We start from the raw sequence: 18,493 nt of genomic DNA on the forward strand, positions 1-18,493 counted from the left end.
CGAGGTGACCACACCCGTTCCCCAACAAGCAAAAAGCTGGGCATTGAAGAACCCGGTGGTAGTCGTCTCAGGACTGTCCGTATTTATTGCCGGAATGAAAGTACTCTCCGTTTCCGGAGGAGATGCCGAGGTCCTTAAGACTCTGGTACAAACCCTGGATATCCCATCCCTGGTTACAGCCACGATCCTTCCATTGATGCCAAACTTAGTAGTAATTGGACTCCTAATGTTTGTCGACAATCAACTTTCAAAAGATAAAGAAGAGAGACTGCCGCATCCCGATTGGGCACTCAGCGCTCTTAGCATCATAGTCGTATCGTTAATGTTTTTCGTTCCAATAATAATTCTCATAATCTATATTCTTTACTTTATATCCATACAGGTCAGGCGATACAGCGCAAAGAGGAAAGGTCTTATACTAACAAACGTGTCGATAATTCCGATGATACTACCGCCGATAATTATGGCGGTAGTATCAAGTTCGAGCATATGGTTACCGCAAGAAAATATTGAGTTTTCATCCGGCGAAAAACGGAGTGCATTCGTCCTATCCTCTGACGTACGTTGGACAACTATTCTGTTGTACAAGGATACGACCCAAACTCTCCCGACCTCCGAAATAGTATCTCGTCAATCTTGTACTAAAATCAATAGCGACGGAATTCTTTCACGCTCATTGGCATCATTTACAAAAGGTAAAAGGACCGATCTCCCACATTGCATCGAACCGGATACCACAGCTAGCTCAAGCACTGAAAACCCGGAAGGCTCAGACGTAATGGGAAGCGACACAATCAAGTGGGTTATTGCGGCGCTAATTTTCGCCGCACTTGCGTTCATCATTTCGGCATTCGCCTGGGTTCGCGCAGGAACCAGCGATGAACGGGACAAAAAAGCCTGGCGACTGACTCGAATACAGGAAGACGTAGCCGATCTGATCAATTCATCTGAAACCAGAAACAGATTATGTCAATCCGAAGGCGACTTCCAAACAGGCTTGCAGTCGGAAGAAATGATGAAGGAGCTAGACAAACTAAGTACCTTGAACTTGAAGTTACAGTCAGCGAACGACGGAGAAATCACCAAGTTTGCCAACTCAGTCGTATCGCTACACCAACGAAGCAATGACTCGTTTCGAGAAATAAAAGCCGGGTACATCAAAACAGAGCGCGGCACGAAAGTGCAAACAATATCCGATAACAGGCTTGCAATCCTTCAAGATCGGGCAAGAATGCACCAGCACACGCTTGATACAATGCATGCTGCGCTAATGATGGCAACAAGAAATGAACTCGGACTTAAACCCAACTCTGTGAATCTCCTCCCCAATGCACCCAAAAGTCAAACTCCGAAGGAAGAGAACCCGAAAAAAACTAAATCAGACTCCGTAAAATGAGCCGTCTAACCGAACTGGCCCTACAGACAGGAGGAAGATACTATTGGCTCCAGTGAATGCGAAAAATGATATAATAGAAGGGTTCCACACTCCTCCTAGAGTGTTTATTTTGTACCGGGTAAGAATAAGGGCCACAAGCATTCAGCTTGTGGCCCTTTTCGTTTATCTAGCGATCTTTTTGATCGTAGTTGCATACAGCTCTAAATACAGCTCGTAGCAGTCAATCTGACCGTTAATGTCGATACGAGTGCCAATGTTACTGATGTTGAACACTTCTGGGTAGAAGTTTCCATCAATGAACCGCTGATAATAACGCTGCTTGCCGTCTTTGCTTCTCAAGTTTCCAGCCTGTTGACCTAGATCGAACTGACCTGTTGGAATTTCGAGCTTGACGAACTTTTTGTTGACATACTCTGAACCGAAGGTTTCCAAGCTATCTTCTGGATTCAACGCAACCACGTTGCACTCGACCGTCTCAGGATCAAGATAGTTCCATACACGAATCGTTTCTAACGACTCAGGGTCATAAGTAATTGACTCCGTATAAATATCCACCAGACTTGGCCATGATCGAACAATGAATCTAGGCATCACCAATACCACCAATCAGGCATACGATTCGCTCTGACCGTATTCGGTCCGGTCATGATCGAACGAGACTTGTTCCAGCTGAGCTGCTTGACTGCTTCAACCACAAGCGGACTGACGGCGTACGTCTTTTCTCCGTAGGTAACAGTGGTCTTGTCCTGCTTTACCTGCTCTACATTCGCTTGTGCGAACACGTCTGAGTTGTCCAGGTAAGCAGACTGCCAACACACGGCATACTTGAGCCAATGCTTGTCGGTTTCATTCGTGACAAGACTCTCTGGCTTTCCTGCAATCACTTCTACGATTCCCTGAGCTCGTCTGATCTGCTGATCATTGACTGTATATCCAGTAATATCTAGTACATCTGCATCTGTTGCTAACATCTTTAGCTTCCCTCCAAACTTTCTATAACGTCGATAGCGATAATGTCCGTGTAGTCAAACGGCCCGGTACCGTCTCCCAGGTCCATACTCAATCGAATCTGAATCTGATATTCACCAGCCACTACAAACGGACTGGTTTCGCCAAACTCGTATTCAATAGCGTCATACCGAGAATTGACCGGAATCGCTGAACCCTCCGAATAGATCGAACCATCAGGTCTGCGAATGAACACTTTTGCCGTCAGGTATCGCATTACCTCTATCGGCTGCTTGTGCTCATCTACGATCTTGAACAAGACTGAACCTGTTGGACGTTGACCGACATAGAATTTTCTCATGTTCGATCACGCAGCTTCGTCTTGAAATCGGAATTGCCTAGTTGCAAGTACATCTCAGCAGTGCTGAAACCAACAGTCATGGCTACCGTGTGAAAGTAGTCGATTGTAGGCAAACTCAGTTGAAACTCATAGTCATACTTTTTCATATGTAAAACAAAGCGGCCCAACGCTCGCATTGAACGCTGAGCCGCTTCGAATTTCTTACGCTCCTGTTACTTCCAAGATACCGAAGGCTTTTGCTCGTCCAACAGCAAAGGCTCTACGTGCTCGCATCTTCAAATGAGCTTCATCAGTGTTCCAACCAGCTTCAGTGCTGATCATTGTCTCAATAGGACTTCTAACACCTAGAATCAAGTGCTGACGGTTTCCAACGATCAACAGTGGATTTCCTGTTGGGTTCTGCAAGTTGGTTGCACTTGTCTTTGCTCCGTCAGAGAACTGCAACTTGTAGCCAAATAGTGTTGCTGGCTGTGTTGCCGATACCTCTTCAACAAACAACGGTCTACCAGTGCTGTCAACAAGACCGCGCAGGCTTTCCTTGATGCTTGTGTGAGCAATAACGAGAATATCGCTGTCAGACCAGAAACCACCCTGTTCGACCTTGCCGAATACTTGGCTGATCTTGTCATAGCTAACAGCTCCGGCTGTTGCGATCTTATGAGCTGCTGCACCTTGGCTCACCTCTCTATAAACAGAAGTAAAAGGTACGGTTGTACCGTTTCCTGCTGCTGTTGTTCCAAGACAAGCGTTATCCAATGTCTTTGCATAACTGAGTGCCCACGACTTCTGCAACGCTGAAATTACGTCTACGTTTGCGTCTGCAATGTCTTCCTCTGCAACTACGTTCTGTCCACCGAACTTGACGGTATCCAAAAGCACTGTATCCAGATTTGCTGGGTCTTCAGGGTATGCACCTGACTTCGGAACTACTGTTACTGCTGATTCTCCGATACGCGCAACCTTACGAGTATCTGAAGACATATTAATCTTTCGTCCGTATGCTTCTACGGCGCTATTCTGTTCTGCTGCTGTGATTACTTCTGAGCCAAACTCTTCAGGAATCCAAGCATTTGCATTAATTGCTGCTATTTCAAAAAACTACTTTCATTATGAATTTACGGTTTAACGTCCCGCATAGACTAAAGCTATTTCGTATCTCACTCCATAACTAACGAGCATCTCACTCTATGTTAATTCTATTATATCAAGAATTGTATTAATTCGCTCCAAGCAGTCGTTCAGCACTGGTTAGCTGACGTTTGATTGCTGGCTTATCGGCTGCATCAACCTTTGGGGCTGATCGCTTCGTTTCGAACAATTCAGGAAACTCTGACTTGACTGATTCGATCTGTTCATCGAGTCCGGTCACATTGCCGTCATCGTCAAGTCCTATCTGACTCAAATCGAGCAACTTTGTAATCTTTGTGTTCGTAATTCCGTTGCGTTCAAGCTGAGCGTCAATCTGCCCTTGACGGTACTTTGCAGTCACACGCTCTGCCGTTTCCGACAATGCTTGCACTTGTTGTTCAAGCTCTTTCACCTTGTGTCTATGCGCTGCTGATTCACCATTTGCATTCTTCAGCGCTTCTCTCATCTGATCTAGCTCGTTTGTGTCTTCGTTCATGCTGCTTCATCTCCAATTTCTTTTTCAGTAATATTTGTTGTTGCTGGCTGATCCAATAGACCAGCTTTTTTCCACTGCTCAATAAGAGCTGTGTCGTACCCATGTTCAAGCCAAATTTGTTCTGCTGGCAGACCAGCATCACGCTTTTTCTTGATAATGTCCCAAGTCTCAGACGTGTCGATTGACTCGATCTGACGCCATTGAAGCTGTACGTCTTCATCAATCTGATTGAGCTTCAACACGAACAGGAACATCTTGCGCAGAGCTGAGCCGATGGCAAGCTGACGCAATCGAACTTTCTTGACTAGCGGTGCTTCGGCAGCTCTGAGCGCTTCACCTGACACGTTGGTCTGAGTGTTCTCGAAGTATGACAGCGGTGTGCTGGTCACTGATGCCATAGCTCTGACGTACTCCCTGTACGGGCTGATCAACGTCTCAGGCTTGGCTGGATCGAACTGACCAACCTTGTTGACGTTTTGAAGCCACCAGAGTTCGCCAGGCTCGTTGCTCAGCGTGTTGCTGTCGTCATCGTCACCGAAGTCACTAGGACTGCCTGTGTGGTCACCAGCGATCACGTAGCGGGTAGGGAACCCATATGCCTCCACGCTGCTCATCTGAGAAATCAGAAGCTTGTTGATTGCGTTCTGTGGCCCGTATGCCGCTAGGTGCTCTGGTGTGCCCGTTGATAGGTGAAAGATGGGAATCTGACCGTACTCGTTGACCAGCTGACCTTGCTCGTCTGTGCCTTCGTCAACGAACGGCTCAAAGTCGCTGTCCTGCACTGTCATTGGCAGAGATTCTGACTTGCTGATGAACTTGCAGATTCGGCCGGCAAAGTACAGATTGACCCGAACTCGTTGTCTGCCGTCTTCCAGCTCGATCGTCCATAGCTTCGCTGCATAGGCAGGCTTGCGAGGGTTCTCTATGTCATAGATGACGACTGTTGACAGAGGCGAGTTGTAGTAAATCTGTGTCTGATCGTGCTCGTCAGGCCACACAAAGACGTACGAATCTCCGTAAATCAACGTATTGGTGATGATCTGAGACAACTCAAGTTCAAGGTTGTTTTCTTTCCAAGCCTGATCAATAAGCTGCTTCGCCTGATCGCTGAGTGTCGCAACACCTGTGATTTCCAATCGTGATCCAACTGCATCAACAGGTGTTTTGGCATAGTTCACGCGGAACTGATTGCCTGTTTTTTCTAGTGCTCGTTTGACCTTCGCGCTGGCGAAAATCTCGTCAACGGTTCCGTCATAATAATTCTGAGCTGTTTGATAGCCTTTCGCTCTATCAAGTATCGTTTGTACTGCTGTTTTCAATTCTGACATATTCTTTGTTAATAACTCTCCTTTTTGTAGTAACCACCTTTATATGATAGTTCATTTTCTAAATATATGTTTTTCGTACCGCTTTGGGCTGACTACTAGCTGATAGAAAGTAGTGGACGCCTGTACCCATTGCGTCAATCAAGTCATCGTGCGCAACCTTCGGAAACGAGTACATCTGTTCTTCAAGTTGATCAAAGTGTCTTGTGTGTCGAACCTTGTCTTTACGGTAGTAGTCAAGCGCTCTAGCTGCTCGCAAAGCTTTCGGCTCAGTCTGATGCACCGATCTGAAGTTCGCCTTTACTCCGTCAAATACAGACTTCCACAAGTTGCCACCCTGGTTCGTCTCTACGTAGACCAGACCAACATCAAAAAGCTCGATCAGATCGTTCACACGCTCTTTGAGTTCCGTGCTGACAAGTCTGAGCTGTTCCGCATGACGTACGTAAACTTTGCCGTCACTCGCGAGCGAGACAACAACCAAAGCGGTGTAATCGTTTGAGGTCTTGGTACTGACAGCCGGATCAACACTGATCAAGGTTCTGACGTAGCTCTCAGCCTCCGTAATCACAATGTCCTGCTCGTTCCAATACTGCGCATCTACATTGACCGGGCGATTCATCATGTTCATTGCAAATGCTCTGGTGTGACGATCACGATTTAGAACCTGCATTGACTTGAACTCAGGCCACCATGACTGCTCGTTGCCCAGTTCGTCTACAACAATCGCCGGGTAGTAGTGAACATTGATTCGTTCATCAATTACCCATTGAAGTTCAGCATCTATAGAGTCATCAAGCTCTGTCTGTTCAATGTCAGCCTCTCCCCTATTAGGTTCAGACTTGATATTGAATTTTTCCAGCTCTGCCTGTTGCTTTTCTAGAAAAGATGGTTGTGTCAAAGCGCCTGGTTGGCTCATAGAAGAAATAGATGTAGATGTGTCATCAGAAATCGAAACCGAATTAAGATCACTTTTCTCAGCCGAAGTCAAGCTTTCGCCAGAATCGTTATCAACGAGATTCTTAACAGGCTCGCTAATATATCCATCTTCCCTATCAATGCTCCGATTTCCCGAACTTGACAAATCTTCACTAAGCTCATTTGAACGATCATCTGGAGATGCCGGAGTTTGAACGATGATATCCGATTTGAGCGACTTTATCCCCTGTTCGGTCACTGACTGCCCGAAAGCATGTTCAATCGTTTCTAGATGATCTGAGGTACTAGAAACTAAATTAGAACTCGTTAGGCTAACCTTATCCAGCTTGTCATAATACAAAGTATCGGCAAAAGCACTGACATTCATATTCGATAATCGCTCACTTGAATCTGCATTCAACTGTAACGATTTCTGCTCTCCAACCTTGCGACATTGGTCGATGATTGAACCAGGCATTGTAGTAGTACCAACGATAACGATCTTCGCTCTTGATCCCAGATAGAAGATTCCATCAAGCATTGTTCTCTTGCGCTTCTCTGCTTCATTGACTGAGTAGTTGGATTCAGTTGGTTCAATATCATCCAACAAAATTAGATCAGGTCTTTGATCACCGATCTTCATACCCAGCGATTTTGCATCAATGCCTTTTGCCGAGAAGCTGAATCCATTGGCTTGCTGAATCTGCTCGTTGCTCTGACTGACATACCTCTTCACTGCACCGCGCATCATCGGCTTGCACAACTCTGGATAGTCTTTGCGCAGCAGCTTGTTGTGATCTAGTTCGAACTTGAACGAATCAAGATGATCAGTCGCTTGTGAGCCAGCATCCGAGAACGCTGCAATGAACTTCAGGTGACCATGACTTGCTGCCCACAACGGCAGAATCTTGAACAACCACTGAGACTTGCCAGCTTCACGCGGAGCAATCCAGCAGTCTCGTTGGGAATCGGTCTGCATCCAAGACTTGGCATACTCAGCCAGATCAAGATGGAACTGACTGAACGATGGTTCTTGACCTTCGAACCTGATGCTGTGACTCAGGTAGACCACACTGAACAACAGAGGGTCCTGCCTGGTCAGCAGTTTTCGACCTTCGGACGATGCAATCAGTTCACGCGGAAACTGACCGATGTACTCCAACGGATTCACGCATCATCAGCTCTGCTTCGCTGGAACTCGTCGTACATCTGCAAGGCTTCAAGCTCTGTCGTGTCTTCCTTGGCTGTGTAGACGTTGGCCTTGCCGTCGATGACACGGATCATCTCAGTTGCGCGCTTGATCGTCTGACCAAGCTTCTCTAGCTCTGCCGGATTGAGAGTCTTGGAGTCCATCAGGTCTCGCGCTCTGGCAATCAGGTCTTGCTGTGCGATCAGCAGTTCGGAGTCTTTGTACCAATTATTGTATGCACTGGCTTTCGCCTTCAGCTCATCGAGTTCAATCTCTATGCCGAATTCCTCTGTCCACTTTTTGCCAGTTGCCCAGCTCGATGGATAGCCCAATTCCCTTCTGGCAGCACTCAATCCAACATCACCCGCCAGTTCGGCAAATGCTCTTCTCTCATCCTCCGAATATTTCGCCATTCAGCGTCACCTCTTTATTGATTATGATTTTCATTTCTATCTCCTTTTTCTTATTTGATTTGACCTAGCTTTGTGTCTGACTGTCAGAGTTGTGTAAAAAGAAAACAACTGCTTTTAAGTACAGACGCGATATCGCAATACCTTAATTGATCAATCAGTACGACTGTACTGAATAATCACTGTCTTAATATTACACTTTTCTATCTAATATTGCTTTCTGTCTTGCCTTATGGCTTTGAAGTCATCTACCCAGAACTTTCTGTTCATTTCATCTACTACCTTTTGTATGTTCTTTGGTGTTTCTTCAATAGGAATTTGGACCCCGGCGATTTTCGAGATTATCAAATATTTACGATAAGCAATTGGTTCTTGATATTCATTCACTCTTACTCGCCGCCAACTTCTGCGCCTTGCATATCTTACAAATCAGCGTTCCGGCAAACCAATATGAATTTTGCCTGTTCAACTCATGACCTACAGAACAAAGACTCTTTTTGTGTTCCTTTATGTCAGCCATGTTCTGAGCATGAGTACCAACAGTCAAATGATTTGGATTTACGCAGTCTCGCTGATTCTTGCAAATATGACGAACCTCCATGCCTTCGGGTACCGGCCCATTATGCTTTTCATACTGATATCTGTGTGCGTACCAATTCCTACCGCCAATTTTCACAACTCCGTAGCCACCTTTGTCACGGCTTCCAAGTGCGAATATCCAACAGTTCTTGTGATCAACCGTATAGGGTAAATCACGCTCATATTTGTCTTCATCTGATCTAGTAACTGAGTCACTGAAATCGGTCATATTTTCTACCACTTCATCATTCATTTACTGTTCCTGCTTTACGTCTTCTATATTGATCTTTTCTGCATTGCTTGCATGACTTCCCTGATTTTTGCACGTACACGTTTTCATCTGTGAGTTCGTGACCGTGCAAACAATGTGTAAACGGTCTCTTCCGTTCGTACGCCCTTGCTGGATTTATTAGAAGATGCTCCCAACGGATACACCATCTATTGCCGCAAGTAGATTTGACTTCCTTGCCTTGTGCAATAGGACCGATCAGATTCTCAAACAACACCCGGCGAAGTTGGTGCCGTTTCTTGTCGATCACAATCTGTGGATATCCTGTCGTGCTGTGTGGTCCAACGTAGCGCCAACATTCGCCGTCACGGAAATACTTAATCTGCAATGCGTTGGCCTCTTCTATCAAACTGAGCTTCCAGCTCTAGCCTAAGATTTCTGGCTTCAAGCGCTATCGCTTCGTAGTCAAATTCTTCATAGTCGTTCATTCAGCACCACCAGCATTCTTGAACAGATTTTGAATGAACTTCTTCATATCTTCAACACGTTCTTCATCCGACTTCATCTGTGCTGCAACGTCTTTCGATTCCAACGTCATCGGATCGACCTCGATAAATTCAATCTCAGTCATCTCAAATCCAACCTATCGAGAAAGACTGTTCGTGTTCACAGGTTTTCGGTTCTGAACATTCTGGGCAAAAGTCAAATATTTCTATCACCCGAGCACCAACTTATTGTCGTGATCGCAATCAGTTCTATCGCAAGTCAGACAGACAATTTCGTCATAATCATTCATTTAGTACTATCTCCACGAGACTTGAATTTAACGACAAGAATCGTTAGCGTCTCTATTTACATTATACGCATTCTTTGCTGAATATCCAAATATTCTTGTAATATCGAATCTAAGCGATTGGAATTGCTCAGGCATACATTCTTACCAACAGCCGGCCAAAGTCCGTGTAATCCCATTACGCGCTCTAGCAATAGGTATCTCAGAGACAAAGAGAGAGGCCAACGTAATCCGTTGGCCTCTCCCCTATCACTGAACTCTATCTTTTGTGTATTTTCCTAAAAGGTGCCTTAGTCCTAATTTCATTCGACCATTCGAACACCCAAGCTCGACAGCCTCGACCAACAATATTTCTATCTGTTCGAATATCTGGCTTACTCGCTCCGCGTTCACAGACTGTTCATTGTCATATTTCCGTTTTTCCCTCAATCGTCATCCCTCCTTCCTTTTCATACTGATTCAATCTTCTCTCACGCCCTTGGAACTTCAAAACGTCATACTCACTCATTTCTGATATCTCAACATCGCTACATGAGTCTTCGAAAACCTGCTTCTCCTTCTGTCGATCAGCCTTGATGTTGAAACTGCTACCAAAATACGTAGTACTATGTGTCAAGGATTGAGGAACATCTATACCTCTGATCTTTCTTTTGATAGATTCAGGTACACGTATAGATAGATCATCGTCAGGATGATTCTCATTGATATATTGAACTGCTTCAATGAGTCCTGACTGCTGCCTGCTGCTTAGTGCAGCGAACCAGGATTCAGTATCTGACGGGTAATGGTCATAGACACCTACCTGAATTTCCTCGTTGGCCTCAATCGAGACTGCGCCGGTTTCATGGCTACGCTTCTGAGCTTGCCTCTTTCGCAACTCGTCGGTGTAGGCGTTCTTACACGCTGTCATGTACCAAGCATTGAGTTTGTTGGGGTGACTGATCAGAACTTCTGAGTATTTCTCAAGAGCAATAGACAGCACTACATCTGTATCGTCAGGCTTGCGACTCGCCCACAACTTCAATTCCCGCATGAACTTCTCATGTTGGTTCATCCGAACTGGCAAAACGTGCTTCTCTAGGCTGGACTCGACTACCGTCACCAGGCTATAACGCTTATAGGTCAAGGTTGGCTTCTTTCTCTTGGTTTTCGATCCTGATGCGAAATAGTCGTAATCTTGCGGGTCAGGGTTGTGCTCGTACATGATTTCTCGACATCTTTGCTGAATATTCTTACGTCGCTCAGCGATCTTTCGATCCGACTCGCCAGGGAACTGTTCCTTGAGACTCTTAAATAACCCTATCGAGCGAGTGTTCGGCTTGTAGGGAATGAAAATATCTGTGGTGTGCTTGTGAACAGCGGCCACCGATACTTGCGACTCAGGCAAGTCCTGGTCGGAATCGTCATCATCAGGAATGTTGGAATCGTCATCAAAATACGTAGTACTAGTTATCTGAGATTGGATGGATGTATTACAAGTACATTCGACCATCAAACATGTAGAGCATGAACCAGGCATTGCCCAAGTCCACTCTGTTTCTTCTATTGTGTTCAAACTAAATCACTTCTTTCTTTTGGAATAGAAAATCCCTGACTCGCGGACACAAGTCAGGGATTCTCATTATTTCTATTCCAAAAGAAAGTCTTGTAAATTCTCCTTGCCAATGTCCGTTGGTGGGATGATTCTCTAAAACTAATTTTACGCGCAGTTCTTCACTAATGCAAGTTGTCGCACGGTTAGCGCTAATGAAACTATCTGATTTCTTAATGTTCTCAAGAATGTGCCGACGTGCTTGAGATTGTCATGAATTGGCCGGTATGTCAAGCATGAAACTAAATAGAAACACCCTCCTGATTTCTCAAGAGGGTGATTCCACAAGGTATGACACAATGTTCTAATTCCTATAGGTTGCCCTATCTTTCTATTATATCAGACCAGAGCATTCCTTGCCGGTACGAGTCAGACAGTATGAAATAGTTTGAACTCTTGTCTGCAACAAGATTTTAGATAATGTCTGAGAGCAATCAGTGCAGGTCAGAGCATTTTTGGGCGGTGCGCTAACTACTGCTTGCAGTTTCTCGTTCATCATGATCTGATTCATCAAACCAAACCAGCAATAGCCCTATGAAACTATCTAGAAAGATGCCGATGACCAACTACGATCTTGCGTTAGCAGTCGAACGAGAGTTGAAGAACGCTCCTCCGATCACTCAGGATGACATAGATTTCATGAATAAGCTATTCCGGTCGAATGACCGTCAGAAGCTCTCAAATTAATTGGAATCTCAGAACCACACTGAGTGACCAGGACGGAGTTTTATAAAGCGACAGATCAGCATACCGCTCAAATACGGGCGCTCGTAGCAACGTCAGACACAAGGTCTGGCACCGAATCTACAGAAAGGAAATTTGAATGACCGTTGACACAAGACGAAAATGACCAGCTAGTTCAGAAGATCGTATCCAATATTGTGTACTCAGACGAACTAGTCAACAAGATTAATCTAATTCTGAATCAAAGATGAGCTGACTTAGGTCGAACTTTCTGCCTCCACCAATCTTACGAACACCTATGGCAGGAAAGAACGACTTGATGACCTCTCGTTGCTGGTCTATGGTTCCGTTCACAAATTCATCGACGGTACTCGTAGACATAGACGCACTGACGCTTGATTTCGTCAGTGCGTCTTTTTGTTTGGTCAATGCTTCGACCTGATCAATGAAGATGGGTACTGTAATTCTTCCCTCTTTACGTGCAGCGGCAAGCAAGTCAATGTCTAGCTGAATGGCATCAAGTTCAGAGGTATCAAACGGCTCAACATTGCGCGGCACCTTCGCCAACGCTGCTGATGTCACCTCAAGTAGCTTCTGCTCCATTGGCTCTGCACGACGGCTGAGCTTGCCGCAACCGTAGTTTGGTGAGCAACGATAGGTTCGATACGTCTGATCCTTGTATCGAGTGCTGGCACTGATCAGCTTCGTCAGACACAGTTCGCAGTACAAAATCCCTGCAAGCAGATGCTTCGTGTTTCCGTGTGGTCCCTTGTACACGTTGCTACTGAGTTTCACTTGCACTCGTTCATAGACAGATTTGTCAATTATCTTGGGCCACTTGCCATTTGACACGATTTGTCCATCGAACTCCCGCAGTCCAGCATATGCGGCATGACGCAACAGAGCCGATACCGATTTCGAGTCCCATCGTCTGCCACCAGTAGATGCCAGACCTTGCGTGTTCAATCGCTTCGCAAGCTGCCGAATCGAGATACCAGCTAGATAGTCATCGAACAGAGCTTTGACGGCTACCGACTCAACAGGATCGACAGCAGTTCTGACCTTGTCCGCGTAGCCGAACATTCGGTACCGACCAGGCAACACGTCGCCACGTTGCGCCTTCTGACGCTTCTGAGCCTTCACACGCTCTGCCGTAGCTGCTCGTTCGTACTGAGCGATTTCGGCCCTGATACCGGCCATCAGTGCACCGTCAGGCGTATTGAGATGTACCGGCCCTTCCTGATCGGTCTGCAACTTCGTGTCATGGTCCCGCAACAGTTGGTAGAAGATTTCCAGCGCCAAGCGGTCACGACTCAATCGGTCGGTCTTCCACGCCAGAACCGTTGTGATCCTGCCGTCCAAAATGTCGGTCATCAGCCGTTCGTACTGTGGCCTCTTCACACCAGCTTTGCCAGATAGGTTGTTGTCTACGTACACGTCAGTCACATCGAGATTCAGCCGTTGCGCAAGCTCACGGCAAAGCTGCTCTTGCCGCTCAACACCCAAGGTATCTATGTCGTCTTCGTCATTTTTGACGGCTTTGCTTATGCGGCAATAGATTCCGGCGCTCATGCTAGTGTCCTGTCGTTCTGATCCGACGAGCGTGAATGCCGTCAGATTCGAGTCTAGTAGGGCTTCTACCGCCCGACAGAATGACAGGAAACATGTCCGAGAACCTGCGGGAATCGCCGCCGATCATCACAGCCGTCGCCGTCAACCGCGCCGGAACCATCGCGGTCCGCGCCACGGAGCATGCTGTCCCCGTGGACCTGCGGATCAGCCAGGGCGAACTGCGGTACGGCGGCGCACGGTTGGCGCAGCAGATACTCGCGCTGTCCTCGAAAGCTGCAATCGAAGCCGGTGTCCGCCATCGTGTGGAGCTCGAGCAGACCGGCGTGCCGGCGGCGATCCTCGATCGACTCGGTCTCGCGACGCGAGACGAACTCGCTGATGTCGACGCCACAGAGGACCAGAGCCTGCCGTCGAGCTGGATGCGTTCGATATGAACGAGATGGATCGAATCATGGAGCTGGCGAAACACCGGACCGGGCTGTTGCAGGACGCCGTCGACGGGGTCACCGCTCTGCGGGCGGTCGTCTCGAGTGAAGGTGGGATAGTCACAGCGACTGTCGACGGGCTGGGCGCTCTGGTCGACTTGCGGATCACCGATGCGATCACCGCCATGGATTCGCGCACGGTAGCCGCACTGACGGTGGCAACCATTCACCAGGCAGTTCAGCAGTCCAATGATGAACGAGAACGGCTGGTGGGTGAGCTCCGCGTGTCGCTGAAACAAACGTGACCAACCCCCGCTATGCCTTTCGCTCTGCGGTGGATAGGCTTCCGCCCATGGCTGGAGACATCGTCCCTATCGAAATCGGACTCACCGACGGAGACCTCGTCACTTTGTGGGCACCCCGCTGGCGCGAGGGCGACGACGAGTGGGAAGCGTTTCTCGGCCATGAGGAAGACCTCTACGGGTTCTCCTCCGTCGCGGAGCTCGCGGCATTCATCCGCACCGACTCGGACAACGACCTGGTCGAGCATCCGGCGTGGGCCGTCGTCTCCGGACTGTCGGCAGCCGAGCTCGAGCCGGAAGAGAACTTCACCTTCGACTTCGTCGGCGTGCCCGAGTTGGCCGCAGGTGACCCTGAGGCACTGGTGGTCTCGGAACTCGAAGACACCCTGAACATGGCTCGCAACATCGGTGAGGTGTGCGAACTCGACGCGGTCATCCGCTTCTTCAGCGGCCATCCGGTACTCGGCGCGCTGGCCACTGGCGCCGGCACCTTCGAAGGTCGCGAAGGACTGGAGCTGTGGGATCAGGTCGGTGCCGCAATCGTCAAGGACTGGGACGCCGTTCTCGACGCCATCGACAAGGTGGTCACCTCCCCGAAGGTCGACGCTGCCGCCGTCGCGGTCGCCGAAGCTGAACTGCTCGCGGCTGCCGAGAACACCGTCGACGCCGACGATGTCGCCGAGGAGGGCGAGGACGAGGAATTCGACGAGGACGACCTCGAGGAGGGCGAAGACGAAGTCGAGACCTTCTGGGGCGAGGTCGGCGTCGATCCGATCCGCATCATCACCTCGGCCGAGACTTTCTACACTCTGCGCTGCTACATGGGAGATCAGGCGATCTTCCTCGGCAAGGACGGACTGATCACCGTCTTCCGCAGCGAGCGCGCACTCGCTCGTTATCTCGCGGACAACCACGAACACGATCTCTCGCAGGTCAGCACGTACGGCGAGATTCAGAATGCTGCCGTCGACGGTTCACTCGAAATCGAAGTCACGGACGAGAACGTCTACGTTCTGCCCGGCATCGCCGACGACCTCGCGCAGGGCCCGGACGTGGTCGATGCCGAGCAGTTGGAGCTTGCCGTCGAATTGTTCACCGATGCAGCGGATTTCGCCGACGACGACTCCACCGAGGAAGTTCTGTCCGCGTCGAACGAGCTGGGTTGGTACGTCTCCTACCTTCTCAATCCCGATCCGTCCCGGATGGCCCCGAGTGCGCCGTTCACCAAGGAATCCGAGGCCTGGCGTGAACTCGAGCGTGAGTTCGAGGCCCGGTTGCGACCTGAGTAGTCGGGTCCACGTCATCTATCCGATGAGCACTGCGTAACCCGGCTTGATGACGTCGTCGATCAACGCGAGGCGCTCGTCGAACGGGATGAAGGCCGACTTCATCGCATTGATGGTGAAGCGTTCCAGATCGCTCCAGCCGTAACCGAAGGTCTCGACCAACGCCGCCATTTCCCGGCTCATGCTGGTGTCGCTCATCAGCCTGTTGTCGGTGTTGACGGTCACGCGGAAGCGCAAGTCCGCCAACAGTCCGAACGGATGGTCCGCCAGGGCGGCTACGGCTCCGGTCTGTACGTTCGAACTCGGGCACAGTTCCAGGGGAATGCGCATGTCACGGACGTAGTTTGCGAGCCTACCCAGTTCTGCCCCACCGTGGCCGCCTACCTCGATGTCGTCGACGATCCGCACGCCGTGTCCCAACCGGTCCGCTCCGCAGAACGCGATCGCTTCGTGGATCGACGGCAATCCGAAGGCCTCGCCCGCGTGGATCGTGAAGTGAGCGTTCGCATCACGCATGTATTCGAAAGCGTCGAGATGCCGGCTCGGTGGGTTCCCGGCCTCGGCGCCGGCGATGTCGAACCCGACCACTCCGCGGTCCCGGAATCGCACCGCGAGTTCGGCGATCTCGCGCGACCGGGCGGCATGCCTCATCGCCGTCAGGAGACACCCGATTCGGATCTCCCGTCCCGCGACCCTGGCAGCGGATTCGCCGGCCCGGAAGCCCTCGAGCACGTGCTCGACGACCTCGTCCAAACTCAGGCCCTGTTCCAGGTGCTGCTCGGGCGCAAAACGGATTTCGGCATAGACGACGTTGTCGTCGGCCAGATCCTCGGCGCACTCACGTGCCACCCGCGCAAGCCCTTCCGGGGTCTGCATCACGGCGACTGTGTGCAAAAACGTTTCGAGGTAGAGCTCGAGTGAACCGCTGTCAGCGGCAGTTCGGAACCATTGTGCCAGTTCGGATGCCGAATTCGCCGGCAGCTCGTCGTAGCCACACTGCTCGGCCAGTTCGAGCACGGTCTCGGGCCGGAGTCCTCCGTCGAGATGGTCGTGGAGAAGAACTTTGGGTGCGCTGCGGATCGTGGTCAACTCCGGTGCGTTCATTCGCCAACGCTAACGCGAATCACCCACAATTCGCTCGATGAGCAGCGGCCGCGAAACGGTGTCGGATTCGGTCCCGATGGACCAGCCACCACCGAGGCTTCGACGCGCTGCGTCAAATCTCTCGGGAGTGTCCGTGTGCAAAGTCATCAGCTTCTGCCCGGCGCGGACCACTTCGCCCGGCTTTGCGTGCATCTCGATGCCGGCACCGGCCTGCACGGCTTCACCCTGCCGTTCGCGTCCGGCTCCGAGTTTCCAGGCTGCGACGCCCACCGCCATGGCGTCGAGTCGAGTCAGCACGCCGTCTCGGTCCGCGGTGACGACGTCGCTGTGCCGGGCCACCGGCAGTGCTGCGTGCGGGTCCCCACCTTGTGCGCCGATCATCGCGCGCCACCGGTCCATGGCCGTGCCGTCGGCAAGTTTGTCTGCCGGGTCGATACCGTCGATCCCGGCCGCGGACAGCATTTCCCGAGCCAGGACAAGGGTCAGCTCGACGACGTCCGACGGACCCCCGCCGGCCAGCACCTCGACGGATTCTCGTACTTCGAGAGCGTTGCCGGCCGTCAGTCCCAGTGGAGTGTCCATCCCGGTGATGAGGGCGCTGGTGCGCACACCGGCGTCGTTGCCCAATTCGACCATCGTGCGAGCCAGCTCGCGTGCGTCGCCGAGGTCCTTCATGAACGCTCCGGAACCGACTTTGACGTCGAGCACCAGGGCGCCGGTCCCCTCGGCGATCTTCTTGCTCATGATCGAACTTGCGATCAGCGGAATGGATTCCACCGTTCCGGTCACGTCGCGCAGCGCGTAGAGCTTCTTGTCGGCCGGGGCCAGGTTCGCTCCGGCAGCGCAGATCACGGCTCCGATTTTCGGGTCCGAGAGTATGTCGACCATCTCTGCCGCCGTGAGGTCTGCGCGCCAACCCGGAATGGCCTCGAGCTTGTCGAGTGTTCCACCGGTGTGGCCCAGTCCACGTCCCGACAACTGCGGGACTGCAAGACCGCACGCAGCGACGAGGGGCGCCAGCGGAAGGGTGATCTTGTCCCCCACTCCACCTGTCGAATGTTTGTCGACGGTGGGCAGCGGCAAGTCCGAAAAGTCCATCCTCCCGCCGGATTCGATCATCGCCTCGGTCCATCGACCGGTCTCCGCCCGCGACATTCCGCGGAAATAGATCGCCATCGCGAGCGCCGACATCTGTTCGTCGCCGACGACCCCCTGCGTGAACGCCTGAACTATCCAGTCGATCTCGGTCCCCGACAATTCGCGGCCGTCACGCTTGGCGCCGATGATGGAAACTGCGTCAAACATGGCGGAGCCCCTCTGCTTGTTCCGGCCCGAAAGCATCGGGCAACAGCTCGCTCAGCGGCCTGAAGCCGCTGCTGGTGTCGACAAGCATCTCACCCCCGCCATGCTCGAGAAGAAGCTGTCTACACCTGCCGCAGGGCATCAGAATCGACCCCTTCGCGTCGCAGCATGTGAAGGCCACCAGCCGCCCACCCCCGGTGGCGGCCAAGTTACCGACGAGTCCACATTCGGCACACAGGCTCAAACCGTATGAGACATTTTCCACATTGCATCCTGAGACGATTCGACCATCGTCTACCAGGGCCGCTGCACCCACCGCATAACCCGAGTACGGCGCATAGGCCTGCCGCATGACCACTTGCGCGTTGTGCCGCAACAACTTCCAGTCGATGTCACCCATGGTTCGTTATCCAATCACGCTGACTGAATGGATGCAGAAACCACGCCGTAACCGT

19 protein-coding genes are annotated in these 18,493 nt (G+C 50.6%); 4 read left to right on the top strand and 15 right to left on the bottom strand.

Annotated features, from left to right (window positions below; genetic code table 11):
* The first annotated feature begins 4 nt into the window (after positions 1-4).
* Positions 5-1,396, top strand: a complete 1,392-nt coding sequence (locus ACFWEM_RS13760) for a hypothetical protein (RefSeq protein ID WP_378534192.1) — start codon at positions 5-7, stop codon at positions 1,394-1,396.
* Positions 1,397-1,558: 162 nt separating this feature from the next.
* Here the strand turns inward: ACFWEM_RS13760 and ACFWEM_RS13765 are convergent, their stop codons facing one another.
* From ACFWEM_RS13765 to ACFWEM_RS13820, 12 genes are all read right to left on the bottom strand, one after another.
* The gene (locus ACFWEM_RS13765) at positions 1,559-1,987 is read right to left on the bottom strand and encodes a hypothetical protein (protein WP_378534194.1); all 429 of its coding nucleotides are present in this window, start codon (positions 1,985-1,987) and stop codon (positions 1,559-1,561) included.
* Positions 1,987-2,367, bottom strand: a complete 381-nt coding sequence (locus tag ACFWEM_RS13770) for a hypothetical protein (protein WP_378534196.1) — start codon at positions 2,365-2,367, stop codon at positions 1,987-1,989. Before ACFWEM_RS13770 ends, ACFWEM_RS13765 begins: the two co-directional genes overlap by 1 nt.
* Before the next feature lie 2 nt (positions 2,368-2,369).
* Positions 2,370-2,663: a hypothetical protein gene (locus tag ACFWEM_RS13775; protein ID WP_378534198.1), complete on the bottom strand. Its 294-nt coding sequence runs from the start codon at positions 2,661-2,663 to the stop codon at positions 2,370-2,372.
* Between the two features lie 243 nt (positions 2,664-2,906).
* Positions 2,907-3,794, bottom strand: coding sequence for a phage major capsid protein (locus ACFWEM_RS13780; protein ID WP_378534579.1), 888 nt, complete (start codon positions 3,792-3,794; stop codon positions 2,907-2,909).
* Between the two features lie 127 nt (positions 3,795-3,921).
* Entirely contained in the window at positions 3,922-4,329 is a 408-nt protein-coding gene (locus ACFWEM_RS13785; protein ID WP_378534200.1) for a phage scaffolding protein, read from the bottom strand.
* Positions 4,326-5,657, bottom strand: a complete 1,332-nt coding sequence (locus ACFWEM_RS13790; protein ID WP_378534202.1) for a phage portal protein — start codon at positions 5,655-5,657, stop codon at positions 4,326-4,328. Before ACFWEM_RS13790 ends, ACFWEM_RS13785 begins: the two co-directional genes overlap by 4 nt.
* A 58-nt stretch (positions 5,658-5,715) precedes the next feature.
* Positions 5,716-7,743, bottom strand: coding sequence for a hypothetical protein (locus tag ACFWEM_RS13795; RefSeq protein ID WP_378534204.1), 2,028 nt, complete (start codon positions 7,741-7,743; stop codon positions 5,716-5,718).
* Entirely contained in the window at positions 7,740-8,174 is a 435-nt protein-coding gene (locus ACFWEM_RS13800; RefSeq protein WP_158170907.1) for a hypothetical protein, read from the bottom strand. Before ACFWEM_RS13800 ends, ACFWEM_RS13795 begins: the two co-directional genes overlap by 4 nt.
* Before the next feature lie 376 nt (positions 8,175-8,550).
* Complete coding sequence (locus tag ACFWEM_RS13805; protein ID WP_378534207.1) at positions 8,551-9,003, bottom strand: HNH endonuclease signature motif containing protein; 453 nt, start codon at positions 9,001-9,003, stop codon at positions 8,551-8,553.
* Between the two features lie 460 nt (positions 9,004-9,463).
* Positions 9,464-9,610 carry a hypothetical protein gene (locus ACFWEM_RS13810; protein WP_378534209.1) on the bottom strand — a complete coding sequence of 49 codons (147 nt, stop codon included), beginning with the start codon at positions 9,608-9,610 and terminating at the stop codon, positions 9,464-9,466.
* Positions 9,611-10,178: 568 nt separating this feature from the next.
* Positions 10,179-11,327 (bottom strand): hypothetical protein, encoded by a 1,149-nt coding sequence (locus ACFWEM_RS13815; protein ID WP_378534211.1) that lies wholly within the window; start codon positions 11,325-11,327, stop codon positions 10,179-10,181.
* A gap of 945 nt (positions 11,328-12,272) precedes the next feature.
* Complete coding sequence (locus ACFWEM_RS13820; protein ID WP_378534213.1) at positions 12,273-13,619, bottom strand: recombinase family protein; 1,347 nt, start codon at positions 13,617-13,619, stop codon at positions 12,273-12,275.
* 92 nt (positions 13,620-13,711) lie between these two features.
* Here ACFWEM_RS13820 and ACFWEM_RS13825 point away from each other — a divergent pair, with 92 nt between their 5' ends.
* From ACFWEM_RS13825 to ACFWEM_RS13835, 3 genes are read left to right on the top strand one after another with little or no spacing between them, the layout of a single operon-like run.
* On the top strand, positions 13,712-14,053 hold the full coding sequence (locus tag ACFWEM_RS13825) for a hypothetical protein (RefSeq protein WP_378534215.1): 342 nt from the start codon (positions 13,712-13,714) through the stop codon (positions 14,051-14,053).
* Positions 14,054-14,070: 17 nt separating this feature from the next.
* Complete coding sequence (locus ACFWEM_RS13830; RefSeq protein ID WP_378534217.1) at positions 14,071-14,349, top strand: YbaB/EbfC family nucleoid-associated protein; 279 nt, start codon at positions 14,071-14,073, stop codon at positions 14,347-14,349.
* A gap of 47 nt (positions 14,350-14,396) precedes the next feature.
* Positions 14,397-15,635, top strand: coding sequence for a primosomal protein (locus ACFWEM_RS13835; RefSeq protein WP_378534219.1), 1,239 nt, complete (start codon positions 14,397-14,399; stop codon positions 15,633-15,635).
* A 15-nt stretch (positions 15,636-15,650) separates the two neighbouring features.
* Here the strand turns inward: ACFWEM_RS13835 and ACFWEM_RS13840 are convergent, their stop codons facing one another.
* Genes ACFWEM_RS13840 through ACFWEM_RS13850 form a run of 3 tightly spaced genes read right to left on the bottom strand, consistent with a single transcriptional unit; the run spans position 15,651 to position 18,438 of the window.
* On the bottom strand, positions 15,651-16,736 hold the full coding sequence (locus ACFWEM_RS13840; protein WP_378534221.1) for an adenosine deaminase: 1,086 nt from the start codon (positions 16,734-16,736) through the stop codon (positions 15,651-15,653).
* A 9-nt stretch (positions 16,737-16,745) separates the two neighbouring features.
* A complete protein-coding gene (locus ACFWEM_RS13845; protein ID WP_378534223.1) occupies positions 16,746-18,041 on the bottom strand; it encodes a thymidine phosphorylase in 1,296 nt (431 codons plus the stop codon).
* Positions 18,034-18,438, bottom strand: coding sequence for a cytidine deaminase (locus tag ACFWEM_RS13850; RefSeq protein ID WP_378447696.1), 405 nt, complete (start codon positions 18,436-18,438; stop codon positions 18,034-18,036). Before ACFWEM_RS13850 ends, ACFWEM_RS13845 begins: the two co-directional genes overlap by 8 nt.
* Positions 18,439-18,493: the final 55 nt, after the last annotated feature.

This window comes from Rhodococcus sp. NPDC060176 (genome assembly GCF_042728675.1).
Classification (GTDB): Bacteria; Actinomycetota; Actinomycetes; order Mycobacteriales; family Mycobacteriaceae; genus Rhodococcus_F.